Genomic DNA, 11,938 nt, shown 5'->3' on the forward strand with positions numbered 1-11,938 from the left:
GGCTATTCATGATCGACAGTTAAAATATCATATTGGCTAATATGCAATAAGTGGTGGATTTCGTTTGGCAAATGTTCGAACGAGCCGTATTCATAGCTCCACAAATTTAAAAAAGAACAAACAGAAGAATGGAACGTCTCTTCTGTTGCATTATTCACTTCATGTTTAAATTGAGCGATCATATTTTCCATATCTTTTGCTCCCCTTTAGCTTTATTTGATAATTGTAGTATTTTGCATTATTTTTCATTTATTCACTCGTTTTTTTATTTATATCTTTTTCAATTTCCGGGACAGGGTCAAATCCTCCCGGGTGAAACGGGTGGCATTTCAAGATTCGTTTTACTGTCAGAAAGCCGCCTTTGACAGCTCCGAAACGCTTCACTGCTTCAAGCCCGTATTCAGAGCATGTTGGGTAAAAGCGGCATGAAGGCGGCTTTAACGGGGAGATAAAGATTTGATAAAAACGGATAAGGGCGATCATGACAGATTTCACAGCAAGCACCTCTTTTTTCTGGAATCTTGACAACATTTTAACATAAATGTATGTTATAAAATTTTGTGTTAAAATGGAAACTAAGAAAATGTAAGGAGTGATGGGAATGCCTTCAGTGGAGAGTTTTGAACTGGATCATACAAAAGTGCAAGCACCGTATGTCAGACATTGCGGAGTACATAAAGTCGGCACGGATGGAGTAGTTAACAAATTTGATATCCGCTTCTGCCAGCCGAATAAGCAGGCAATGAAACCGGATGCTATTCACACATTGGAGCATCTTCTGGCATTTACAATTCGCAAATATGCGGAAAAATATGATCACTTTGATATCATTGATATTTCTCCAATGGGGTGTCAAACAGGCTTTTATTTAGTCGTTAGCGGGGAACCGACCGTAAAAGAAATCATTGATTTATTGGAAGAGACAATGAAAGATGCTGTAGAGCAGACAGAAGTGCCTGCCGCAAACGAACTGCAATGCGGCCAAGCGAAGCTTCATGATTTAGAAGGCGCCAAAAAGCTCATGGAATATTGGCTAAAGCATAGTAAAGAGGATTTGGAAAAAGTGTTCAGCTAACAGCTACACGCAATGATGCAACTTTTTTTATAGTTTTAAGAGTGCAAAAAAGGGGTACTGTATAACTAAAAGATTAAATAAAAAGGAGATGGGATTATGTCTAAACAAGATTTATTTCAAATCGTAAATAAACAAATTGCGGATTGGACGGTACTTTATGTAAAATTACATAACTTTCATTGGAATGTAAAAGGAGACCAATTTTTCGTTCTCCATGAAAAGTTTGAAGAGCTGTACAATGAAGCTGCTGGTTATATTGACGAATTAGCGGAAAGACTTTTAGCTTTGGGCGCTAAACCTGTTGCTACGATTAGAGAAAGCCTAGAAATCTCCTCTATTAAAGAAGCAGAAGGCGTTGAAACTGCAGAACAAATGGTGCAGGCAGTTGTTGACGACTTTTCCGCCATCATTCAAGATTTGGACAAAGGAATCAAAGTTGCTGAAGAAGTGAATGACGAAGCAACTGGTGACATGCTTCTCGATATTAAAGTGAATCTTGAAAAACATAACTGGATGTTAAAGTCATTCCTTGGAAAATAATTATATCCTTCCTCTTTTGGCTGCGTTAGGCAGCCTTTTTTTATAAATATTTTTCTTTGATAAGGCAATACTTAAAAAGAGGAGGGGGATATAAATGTCCGAAAATCCAAAAAAAACCTATTATATATCAGTAGCTAGCGGTGAGATTTCCCAAAGCAGAGAAGCATCTCCGTGGGATTTTCAAATTTCTGCCAATGATGAGGAAATTACGGAGTTACGGGAGTATTTCGATCAGATTCATTCTACCAGCTGGCAAAATTTCTTCCGGGCGCATGTTCCGTATATACAGTATCATTATGACAAGGAAAATGATGCGATTGATGCTTTAACAAAAAAAGTATATGAATTCATTTATAAGCATGGCGACGAAGAAGCTAGAAAACATATTGCTTCAATGGGTCTTATGCATAATCAAGAATAAGTTATACAATCCTCTTTTCCATATGTTATGATGAAAACAGATAAATGGGAGTAGAGGGATTGATTATGTTTTATTTTAAAGATTTTTACGGCAATGATGTATACCTGTCTTTCCGTCAACACCCTTTTTCTGTTTACCCGAAGCATGTCTGGGTCATCTGCCGATATGAAAACAAATGGCTTTTAACTTTACATGAAGACCGGGGCTACGAGTTTCCAGGAGGAAAAGTCGAGAACGGCGAAAAGCCGGTTGAAGCTGCTGTCCGGGAAGTGAGGGAAGAAACGGGAGGAATTGTCCAAGATATCGTATATATTGGGCAATATAAGGTTATAGGAAAAGAGAAAACGATTGTGAAAAATATTTATTATGCGGAAATTGAGAGGCTCGAAAAACAGAGCACGTATTTTGAAACGTTAGGTCCAGTCCTGCTTGCGGACTTGCCTGAAAAAATTGAGGACGATCATCGCTTTAGCTTTATTATGAAAGATGATGTTCTAAAACGCAGCTTGGACAAAATTTATGCCGATTACATAAAATAGCTTTTAAATTCCTGAAAGTCGGTTTAGAAATTGTTTAAGGGGGTGTCTAATAAGTCGTTTTTACGGCTTATTGACGCCCCCATTAATGTGTTAGAAACGTTGATATATCGGTGTTTATGATTTTATGTTTTCAATGGCGATTTGACTTTCTTGACAGCCTCTTATTGGCTTTTGATTAATGTTTTTTCAATTAGTTCGACAATTTTGTACATGATCGTTGCAAAGATGGCAATGATAACTAGGCTTAACAGCACAAGGGTAAAATTAAAAACTTGGAACCCGTAAATAATCATATAGCCTAATCCTTTAGCTGAAACGAGAAATTCTCCGACGATCACACCCACCCAGGATAACCCGACATTGACTTTCAAAGTAGAAATAATGGTTGGAAAAGATGACGGCAGGATCGCCTCTCTGAACACGTGCTTTTTGCCTGCCCCAAATGTTTGCAGCACTTTTATATAATTCGGATCCACTTCTTTAAAGGAAGTATAGACTACAATTGTAGTAATAATAACCGAAATGATTGTTCCCATCGCGATAATTGAGGTAAATCCGGGCCCAAGTACAACGATGAAAATCGGCCCAAGAGCTACTTTCGGCATTGCGTTTAAAACCACTAAATACGGATCTAATATTTTAGACAGCCTTGGAAACCACCATAATAGAGCAGCAAGTAATGTCCCGAATAATGTCCCAAAAATAAACCCCAAGACCGTTTCAAAAAGCGTCACGTTCAAATTGGCAAGTAATGTACCGTCCTGCAGTTTTTCAACAAATAAGTGAAAAATTTTTGTCGGCGAACTGAATATGAGCGGGTCTATCCATTTTTGGCTGGATGACACCTCCCATATGAGAAAAAAAGAAATAATAATTAAGATTTGATAAAAGGTAATCCATTTCTTTTCCTTATTCAATCTTTGCAAATATTGTTTATGGAGGAGATCAATTGTTGTTGTTTGTTTCAAGCTGATCTAACTCCTTCCAGATTAAGTCAAAAAGTGAAGTATACGTTGGATGCTGCCTTGTTTTAAACGGGGATGTATCCCGCAATTCTTTTGGGACAGTAAATATTTTGGCAATTTTGCCAGGCCTTTTGGATAGCAGGACAATCCGATCGCTCATGGCGATTGCTTCCCCAATATCATGCGTGACTAGAATGGCTGTTTTTTTAAAATCCTTTAATGTTTGAAAGACTAAGTCTTCAAGCTTTAATTTCGTTTGATAATCGAGGGCGGAAAAAGGTTCATCCAATAGCAGCATTTTCGGATCTGTAGAAAGAGTGCGGACTAAAGCGGCTCTTTGTCTCATTCCGCCTGATAATTGATTCGGATATAGCTTTTCTACATTTTCGAGACCCATTTGGTGCAGAAGCTGAAATGTCCGCTTTTTCTCATTTTCATTCAGTTTGTTCAATAATTTTAATCCAATTAAAATATTTTCCTCTATCGTTTTCCATGGAAATAAATAATCTTGTTGCAGCATATAACCGACAGACGGTGTTGCGGAAGATATTTGCTTTCCGTTCAAAATAACTTGCCCTTCTGTCGGTTTCATGATACCGGCAATGATGGAAAGCAGCGTTGTTTTGCCGCAGCCGCTAGGACCTAGAAAGGATATAAATTCCCCTTCCTCTACTTCCAAATGGATGTCCTCCAAAGCAGTCGTTGCCGATTTTTTTGTAAAATAAGTATGGCTGACATGATCGATCGTTAAAAATGACAATCTCCTCCCCCCTTGTCGATAAATTTACTCCTTTTGAAACAACATTATTTTGCCACTTCGTTTGCTATGGACGTGTTGACTAATAGTTCATAATCAATTTTCTCCGGCAGTTCTCCTGCTTCTTCCATAATTTTTTGCAAATTGTTCCATTCGTCCTCATCTAACAGCGGGGTTTTTGCATAGGATCCTTGGCTTTTATAACGGTCAATGGAAGATATTAAAATATCGATCGGCGTATCTTTAAATTGCGGCGCTATCGTTTCGGCAATTGTTTCGGCGTCATGTTCTTCCACCCATTTTTGCGCTTTGTAGAGCGCTTTTGTGAATTTTTTCACCGTTTTATCATTTTTCTTAATATAGCTTTCTTTTGCCATAAATGTTGTATAAGGAACTTTGCCCGATTCCTTTCCGAAGGATGCGATAATGTGACCTTTTCCTTCTTTTTCAAAAATACTTGCGGTTGGCTCAAACAGCTGAACATATTCGCCTGTACCGGAAGCAAAAGCATTTGCAATATTCGCAAAGTCGATGTTTTGGATAAGGTTTAAATCTTGATGCGGATCGATGTTATGCTTTTTCAGCACAAATTCCCCTACCATTTGCGGCATGCCGCCTTTACGCTGTCCTAAAAAAGTGCTTCCTTTTAAATCTTCCCATTGAAAATCATCCAACTTGGCTCTGGAGACAAGGAAAGTGCCGTCCGTTTCGGTCAGCTGGGCGAAGTTAATGACTGGGTCATTTGCTTCTTGGGCATATACGTAAATGGACGTTTCCGAACCGACAAGACCGATATCAGCGCCGTTTGATAAAATGGCGGTCATTGTTTTATCTCCGCCCCAAGTAGTTTTTAATTCTACGTCCAGTCCTTCTTCTTTGAAAAATTCTTTTTCAATGGCCACGTACAATGGTGCGTAAAAAACAGAATGAGTGACTTCCGCCAGCCGAATTTTTTCCACTCCTCCGCCGCAGGCTGAAAGAGGTATGATGAAAAGGATCACCAATACGATGGAAGCAAGCCTTTTTTTCATGTGAAATCCTCCCTAATGATGTTCATATTAAAGGAAAAATGTTTAAATATATTTATCTAGGATAAAGTATGAAAAAAAATATAATGTGTGATTGCCTACCTAAATGGAGGTTGAAAAGATGCTGAGAAACGGAGAAATAGTTGACAAACAAATTTTCCCATCTCCGAACCCTTCGATTAAGCTTTCCATCGTGACATATATTTCTGAAGGATTAAAAGTGAAAGGTCTGTTAGCAGAACCTGTTCAAGAAGGTGTTTATGATGGCTTTTTATATTTGCGCGGAGGGATTAAAAATGTTGGTATGGTCCGGGCAGGAAGAATTATACAATTTGCATCAAAAGGCTTTATCGTGATGGCTCCCTTTTATCGAGGAAATTTAGGAGGAGAAGGGAATGAAGATTTTGCGGGGAATGATCGTTTTGATGCGGTCAATGCATTCTATTTGTTGATGAAACATCCGCAAGTGAATCCGGATCGCATTCACGTTTTTGGCTTTTCAAGGGGAGGAGTCATGGCCTTGCTTACTGGGATTATATGCTCAAATGTTCGATCTGTTGTAAGCTGGGGCGGGGTGTCTGATATGTTTTTAACTTATGAGGAGAGAAAGGACTTAAGAAGGATGATGAAAAGAGTTATTGGAGGGACACCGAAGAAATATCCTGACCGCTATAAATGGCGGACACCGTTGTATTACCTTGAAAAAATGCAAGCACCCGTTTTAATCATTCATGGGGGAAAAGATGAAAACGTGTCAATTGAACATGCATATCGATTGGAAAGAAGGCTGAAAGAATTGGGAAAGCAAGTGGAAAGCTGGTATTTCCAACATTTTAGTCATCATTTTCCGCCTCGGCATAACCGGATGGTTTTAGAACGAATGATAAAATGGATGAAAAATTGACCATTATATTTTTCATATGATACATACTAAAAAATGATCGATCAAATGAAAGGGGATTGGAGAAATGGGCATGCCGCTTGAATTAAATACGATGATTATTACAAAAGGGAAGGAAAAGCGGATAGAGGAAAACGTATTTCAGCTTGTCAAAGATGGCTATCGCCTTTATCCTATGAATATTCCTTTGGAAGTTCGAAAAACGTTGATAAGCGATCCTACAGGAACAGCTGAAATTATTAAATTGGAATGGGCTGATAACAAAACCGTGCTTACTTATAATCTCACTTCATTGTACTCAACCAATTAACCGTCATCATATTTCCGTTCATTTGCTGAACGGATTGTGGAAGGAGGAATTTGCTTAATTTTTTCGAGTACGGCTTCCATTTGTCTTATCATAAAAAATCGCGTAACCCCTTTTTCATAAAAGTTCGTTGAAAAAGGGGTTTTCGTCTAAAAATCTGCGTTGCCGATTTGTTTTGCCAAACCACATAAAAATATTAAAAGGCTATCGACAAAGTGATATGCTCCCCTTAAGGTAGACAGATTAAAATATAAAAAATCTGTTTTACCTTAGGGGGAGTTTTTCTATGTATAAGCAATATACAACAGAGCTCAAACTTGAAGTTTTACTTGCATATGAAAACCGAGAATGTACTATTCAAGAGCTTTGTAAAAGGTATCAAATTACTAAATATTCTTTAAGGCAATGGATAAAGACAAACGAGGAAGAAAAAAAGAAGAAGCAGAGTTATCTCCAGAAGAGAAAATGAAACTGGAGATGAAAAAGTTAGAAAGAGAAAATGAGCGCTTACGTGCGGAGAATCTATTTTTAAAAAAGTTAGAGGAAATCGAAAGGAGGTGAAAGTAAACCAAATCCGTTTTGAAGACAAGTATATCGCAATCCGGGAACTTCATGAGAAAGAAAACTAAGCATAATCTTATATGTGAAATCGCCGGTATTTCACGAGCTGCTTACTATAAGTGGTTAAAACGTTTTCCCTCAACATGTTGCAGAAAATATATTGAATCGTGAATTTACAGCGGAAAAGCCAAGTGAAAAATGGGTAGCTGATGTCACAGAATTAAAATAGGTTCATCAAAGAGAGCCTATTTAAGTGCTATTCTTGATCTATATGATGGATCAATTGTGAGCGATGTTTTAGGACATTCCAATCATCATCATCTTGTATTCAAAACGTTGGATCAAGCCACCGTACTTTTAAAAGGAGAGCATCCACTTATTCATAGTGACCGTGGGTTCCAATATACCTCTCATGGTTTTAAACGTAGGATAGACCAAGCAGGGATGACACAAAGTATGTCAAGAGTAGGCAGATGCATTGATAATGGGCCAATGGTATCTTTTTGGGGAACGCTTTAAATGCGAGAAGTATTATTTACATAAGTATCAGACATTTAAAGAATTAGCTCTTGCGATGGATGAGTACAACCGCTTTTATCATTATGAAAGGTATCAAAAAAGATTAAGCGGCTTTAGCCCCATGGAATATAGAGCTAAAGCCGCTTAGGTATATTTTTATTATTTCTACAGTCTACTTGACAGGGGACAGTTCAAAGCTGTAGCCGAAAGTAAGTAATTTTTTTATATGATTGGACCGCCAAGTTCTTCAATTTCCTTCGGAACGTTCGAGAATTTTTTGAAGTTCTCTTTGAATGCTTTTGCTAATTCATACGCTTTTTGTTCATAAGCGTTTTTATCACTCCATGTTTTAATAGGCTGTAAAACTTCATCAGGCACTCCTGGAACATGAGCAGGAATCGCCAGCCCGAAAATAGGGTCTTTTACAGTTTCCACCTCATCGAGTTCGCCTTCCAATGCTGCCTGAACCATGGCTCTTGTATAAGCAAGTTTAATTCGTTTTCCTACTCCGTATTCTCCGCCGGTCCACCCTGTATTGACTAAAAATACTTTCACATCATGTTCTTCGATTTTTCTTCCGAGCATTTCAGAGTATCTTGTAGCTGGAAGCGGAAGAAATGGTGCGCCAAAGCATGTGGAGAACGTTGTTTTAGGGGAAGTAATACCCCTTTCCGTTCCAGCAAGCTTGCTCGTATAACCGCTTAAGAAATGATACATAGCCTGTTCTTTCGTTAATTTGCTTATTGGCGGCAGAACACCGAACGCATCAGCTGTTAAAAAAATAATTGTGTTAGGGTGACCCGCAATGCTCGGTTTAGCAATATTGTCAATCGCTTCAATTGGATAAGCCGCACGGGTGTTTTCTGTTAATAAGGAGTTGTCATAATCAGGAATTCGTGTCGATTCATCAACCACAACGTTTTCCAAAACGGAACCGAATCGAATCGCGTTATAAATTTGAGGTTCTTTTTCTTCAGACAAACCGATGCATTTTGCATAACAGCCGCCTTCAATATTAAAAATACCAGATGAAGACCAGCCGTGTTCATCATCACCAATTAATCGGCGTTTTGGATCGGCGGAAAGTGTTGTTTTGCCTGTTCCCGATAAACCGAAAAAGAGCGCGACATCGCCTTCTTGACCGACATTGGCGGAGCAGTGCATTGAAAATATATCTCTTTCTGGAAGCAGGAAGTTCATGACGGAAAAGATAGACTTTTTCATCTCGCCTGCATATTCAGTTCCGCCGATCAGGATTATTCTCTTTTCAAAAGAAATAATGATAAATGCTTCTGAGTTCGTTCCATCCACAGCTGGATCTGCTTTAAAGGAAGGAGCGGAAACAATCGTAAACGGATTTTTATGCTCCTTTAAATCGTCTTGGCTTTTCGGACGGATAAACAGTTGGCGAGCAAATAAATTTTGCCACGCCAATTCATTGACCACTTGAATTGGAAGACGATATTTTTTGTCAGCTCCGGCAAATCCGTTAAAAACATAAATTTCATCTCTATTTTTTAAATATTGTATGACTTTTAAGTACAGTTTTTCAAAAACTTCTGATGAAATTGGCTTGTTGACGGGTCCCCAATCAATTAAATGCTTGACAGAATCTTCTTCAACGATGAATTTATCTTCTGGTGACCGGCCGGTATATTTGCCTGTTGTAACCGAAACTGCACCTGTATTTGTTAAAAAACCTTCTTTCCTAGCTAAAACTTTTTCTACAAGTCGTGCGACTGGTAAATTATGATATGCATTTGGTCCGCTGATCAACGAAGCTAATTCATTTGATACATCTACAATATTCATATACATACCATCCTTTTTTTGCATATTTGAAATGGTTTTATAGAAATAGTATAACACATTCGCAAAAATAATCCATCCTATTTATCGATTTCTGAAAATAATGTTTTTACTATATATTTTGCCTTCATTTTTGGGCATCATACGAATCATGATTGATCAGCTGATACTGAAATAATGGATATCAGATGATTTGGAAAATTACAGAGAAGCTTTATTTATTGTTGACAAGTACTTTTTTGCTCCTGTATGATATACATTTGAACGGATACTCTTATCCCGAGTTGGCGGAGGGACAGGCCCTATGAAGCCCAGCAACCGGCTCGTTGAAAGAAGACAGTAGAATATGGCTTTCAAAATCCCAGTATTCTATGGACATACAACATGATGCGAAAGAATTCCATATTCATAGACGAGCAATGGTGCTAACCTGATGCAAGGTTATATCCTTGAACGATAAGAGTGAAAGGCAATGAAGTTTATAACAACCTTTCCTCTGGCAGGGAAGGTTTTTTCTATGTATAAGAGAAATCTCGTTTAGCCAAGTTTTTCTTATCGTACGAAATATTTTGATATGTTTACAATAGTGGTGAGGGAATGAGTTCCGTGTCAATGACAAGGAGTGTAGCACTCCATAAACATCATTTTAAGTTTGAGGAGGAAGCAGTAAATGACAAAAAAGCGCCGTCTGTTTACATCTGAATCCGTAACGGAAGGGCATCCGGACAAAATTTGCGACCAAATTTCAGATGCGATTTTAGATGCCATTTTAGAAAAAGATCCGAACGCACGTGTAGCTTGCGAAACATCTGTCACCACCGGACTTGTATTAGTCAGTGGAGAAATTACGACAAGCACGTATGTGGATATACCAAAAATTGTGCGAGAAACGGTCAAAGAGATCGGCTATACGAGAGCTAAATACGGTTTTGATGCTGAAACTTGTGCTGTTTTAACATCAATTGATGAGCAATCACCCGATATTGCTGCAGGGGTGGATAAAGCTTTAGAAGCGAGAGAAGGACAAATGACTGATGAAGAAATTGAAGCGATTGGCGCTGGAGATCAAGGGTTAATGTTCGGTTTTGCATGCAATGAAACGAAGGAATTAATGCCTCTCCCGATTTCCATTGCCCATAAGCTTTCACGCCGGCTTACAGAAGTTAGAAAAAGCGAAGAAATTCCTTATTTGCGTCCGGACGGAAAGACGCAAGTTACGGTAGAATATGATGAAAATGAACAGCCGGTTAGAATTGACACAATTGTCATATCGACTCAACACCATCCGGAGGCAACTTTAGAACAAATTAAGCAGGATATTAAAGAAAAAGTAATTGATCCGGTTGCTCCAAAAGAACTGATCGATGAAGAAACAAAATATTTCATCAACCCTACCGGACGTTTCGTTATTGGCGGACCACAAGGAGATGCAGGATTAACGGGACGAAAAATCATTGTCGATACTTACGGAGGCTATGCGCGCCATGGCGGAGGAGCTTTCTCAGGAAAAGATCCGACGAAGGTAGACCGATCTGCAGCTTATGCGGCTCGTTATGTAGCGAAAAATATTGTCGCAGCCGGACTTGCAGACAAATGTGAGGTTCAGCTGGCCTATGCAATTGGTGTAGCGAAACCTGTCTCTATTTCTGTTGATACGTTCGGTACTGGCAAAGTAAGTGAAGATGTTTTAGTTGAATTAATTCGCAATAACTTTGATTTGCGCCCAGCTGGCATTATAAAAATGCTTGACTTGCGCCGCCCGATTTACAAACAGACAGCTGCTTACGGTCATTTCGGACGAAACGATCTAGATTTGCCATGGGAACGCACAGATAAAGCGGAAGCTTTGCGCGAACAAGCTCATCAATATTTGTAAAATAAAAAGGTGTCCAATGCGATGCATGCATTAGACACCTTTTTGCTTTTATGGTCCGAATGCGACAAAACAGATGGTGCCTGCTGAAGCTCCTAGAACTATTCCCGCCAGCACATCTGAAGGGTAGTGTAGGCCAAGAAAAATTCTTGATAGTGCCACACTGAATGCGAGAGGAAGCAAAATCCATGTTAAGGCTGGAAAAAAGAGCAAAAATGGTGTTGCCACTGAAAATACAGCTGTCGTATGTCCAGAAGGAAATGAATGGTCAGTTAACGGATTTTCTAACACTTTTGTTTCAAATAATGTAAGATAAGGCCGTCTGCGTGGATAAATTCTTTTCACAATGAAAACCGGAATATGACTGAAAAAAAGTGCAGCTGAACTTGCCAAGGCAACAGTTTTTACAGGTTCATTAAAAAATAACATCAGCATTAAACATGTTGCAATTGAAAAAACAGCCCCTCCTAAATGAGTAATATACCGAAAATAAACATTCAGTCCTTTTCGTTCAAAATGCGAATTAATCAGTTTGAACAACTTGCACTCAAATTGGTAAAGCTGATTCAGCAGTCTGCCCATGTTAAAGTTCCTCTTTTCAAAAAGCAAAAATTCTTAAAAAAATTTTCTCTCATATTTATGT

15 protein-coding genes, 1 pseudogene and 1 riboswitch are annotated in these 11,938 nt (G+C 38.6%); of the genes and pseudogenes, 9 read left to right on the plus strand and 7 right to left on the minus strand.

Going from position 1 to position 11,938, the window contains the following annotated elements:
* Positions 1 to 2: 2 nt before the first annotated feature.
* Positions 3 to 191 carry a hypothetical protein gene (locus tag RI196_RS04785; RefSeq protein ID WP_063386563.1) on the minus strand — a complete coding sequence of 63 codons (189 nt, stop codon included), beginning with the start codon at positions 189 to 191 and terminating at the stop codon, positions 3 to 5.
* A gap of 58 nt (positions 192 to 249) precedes the next feature.
* Complete coding sequence (gene yidD, locus RI196_RS04790) at positions 250 to 483, minus strand: membrane protein insertion efficiency factor YidD (RefSeq protein ID WP_375338802.1); 234 nt, start codon at positions 481 to 483, stop codon at positions 250 to 252.
* A 118-nt stretch (positions 484 to 601) separates the two neighbouring features.
* Between yidD and RI196_RS04795 the strand changes: the two genes are divergently transcribed.
* The 4 genes from RI196_RS04795 to ytkD all read left to right on the plus strand — a co-directional run bounded on the left by RI196_RS04795 (position 602) and on the right by ytkD (position 2,575).
* Positions 602 to 1,075 carry an S-ribosylhomocysteine lyase gene (locus tag RI196_RS04795; protein WP_063386565.1) on the plus strand — a complete coding sequence of 158 codons (474 nt, stop codon included), beginning with the start codon at positions 602 to 604 and terminating at the stop codon, positions 1,073 to 1,075.
* 96 nt (positions 1,076 to 1,171) lie between these two features.
* Complete coding sequence (locus tag RI196_RS04800) at positions 1,172 to 1,615, plus strand: Dps family protein (RefSeq protein ID WP_063386566.1); 444 nt, start codon at positions 1,172 to 1,174, stop codon at positions 1,613 to 1,615.
* 94 nt (positions 1,616 to 1,709) lie between these two features.
* Entirely contained in the window at positions 1,710 to 2,036 is a 327-nt protein-coding gene (locus RI196_RS04805) for a hypothetical protein (RefSeq protein ID WP_063386567.1), read from the plus strand.
* A 65-nt stretch (positions 2,037 to 2,101) separates the two neighbouring features.
* Positions 2,102 to 2,575 (plus strand): RNA deprotection pyrophosphohydrolase, encoded by a 474-nt coding sequence (gene ytkD / locus RI196_RS04810; protein WP_094245279.1) that lies wholly within the window; start codon positions 2,102 to 2,104, stop codon positions 2,573 to 2,575.
* Between the two features lie 161 nt (positions 2,576 to 2,736).
* On the opposite strand, the gene RI196_RS04815 is transcribed toward ytkD, so the two are convergent.
* The 3 genes from RI196_RS04815 to RI196_RS04825 are packed head-to-tail and all read right to left on the minus strand — an operon-like array spanning position 2,737 to position 5,328.
* Entirely contained in the window at positions 2,737 to 3,543 is an 807-nt protein-coding gene (locus RI196_RS04815; protein WP_311067001.1) for an ABC transporter permease, read from the minus strand.
* Positions 3,521 to 4,300, minus strand: a complete 780-nt coding sequence (locus tag RI196_RS04820) for an ABC transporter ATP-binding protein (RefSeq protein ID WP_066249444.1) — start codon at positions 4,298 to 4,300, stop codon at positions 3,521 to 3,523. The genes RI196_RS04815 and RI196_RS04820 overlap by 23 nt, the downstream gene beginning before the upstream one ends.
* 44 nt (positions 4,301 to 4,344) lie before the next feature.
* Positions 4,345 to 5,328 (minus strand): ABC transporter substrate-binding protein, encoded by a 984-nt coding sequence (locus tag RI196_RS04825; protein WP_063386571.1) that lies wholly within the window; start codon positions 5,326 to 5,328, stop codon positions 4,345 to 4,347.
* Positions 5,329 to 5,446: 118 nt separating this feature from the next.
* Between RI196_RS04825 and RI196_RS04830 the strand changes: the two genes are divergently transcribed.
* The 4 genes and pseudogenes from RI196_RS04830 to RI196_RS04840 form a co-directional block, all read left to right on the plus strand.
* Positions 5,447 to 6,229: an alpha/beta hydrolase family protein gene (locus RI196_RS04830; protein WP_063386572.1), complete on the plus strand. Its 783-nt coding sequence runs from the start codon at positions 5,447 to 5,449 to the stop codon at positions 6,227 to 6,229.
* 64 nt (positions 6,230 to 6,293) lie between these two features.
* Positions 6,294 to 6,536 (plus strand): DUF2584 domain-containing protein, encoded by a 243-nt coding sequence (locus RI196_RS04835; protein ID WP_063386573.1) that lies wholly within the window; start codon positions 6,294 to 6,296, stop codon positions 6,534 to 6,536.
* 283 nt (positions 6,537 to 6,819) lie between these two features.
* Positions 6,820 to 7,002 (plus strand): transposase, encoded by a 183-nt coding sequence (locus RI196_RS18510; RefSeq protein ID WP_063386574.1) that lies wholly within the window; start codon positions 6,820 to 6,822, stop codon positions 7,000 to 7,002.
* Positions 6,948 to 7,761, plus strand: a pseudogene (locus tag RI196_RS04840) (IS3 family transposase); the annotation flags it as partial. The gene RI196_RS18510 and the pseudogene RI196_RS04840, both read left to right, overlap by 55 nt.
* Before the next feature lie 74 nt (positions 7,762 to 7,835).
* Here RI196_RS04840 and pckA read toward each other — a convergent pair.
* Entirely contained in the window at positions 7,836 to 9,425 is a 1,590-nt protein-coding gene (pckA, locus tag RI196_RS04845; protein WP_063386648.1) for a phosphoenolpyruvate carboxykinase (ATP), read from the minus strand.
* A 268-nt stretch (positions 9,426 to 9,693) separates the two neighbouring features.
* Positions 9,694 to 9,885, plus strand: a riboswitch (SAM riboswitch).
* A gap of 207 nt (positions 9,886 to 10,092) precedes the next feature.
* Between pckA and metK the strand changes: the two genes are divergently transcribed.
* Complete coding sequence (gene metK / locus RI196_RS04850) at positions 10,093 to 11,298, plus strand: methionine adenosyltransferase (protein ID WP_311067002.1); 1,206 nt, start codon at positions 10,093 to 10,095, stop codon at positions 11,296 to 11,298.
* A gap of 48 nt (positions 11,299 to 11,346) precedes the next feature.
* On the opposite strand, the gene RI196_RS04855 is transcribed toward metK, so the two are convergent.
* Positions 11,347 to 11,877, minus strand: a complete 531-nt coding sequence (locus tag RI196_RS04855) for a phosphatase PAP2 family protein (protein ID WP_066249451.1) — start codon at positions 11,875 to 11,877, stop codon at positions 11,347 to 11,349.
* Positions 11,878 to 11,938 lie beyond the last annotated feature (61 nt).

Origin of the sequence: Aeribacillus composti (assembly GCF_031760945.1) — a bacterium.
GTDB lineage: Bacteria > Bacillota > Bacilli > Bacillales > Aeribacillaceae > Aeribacillus > Aeribacillus composti.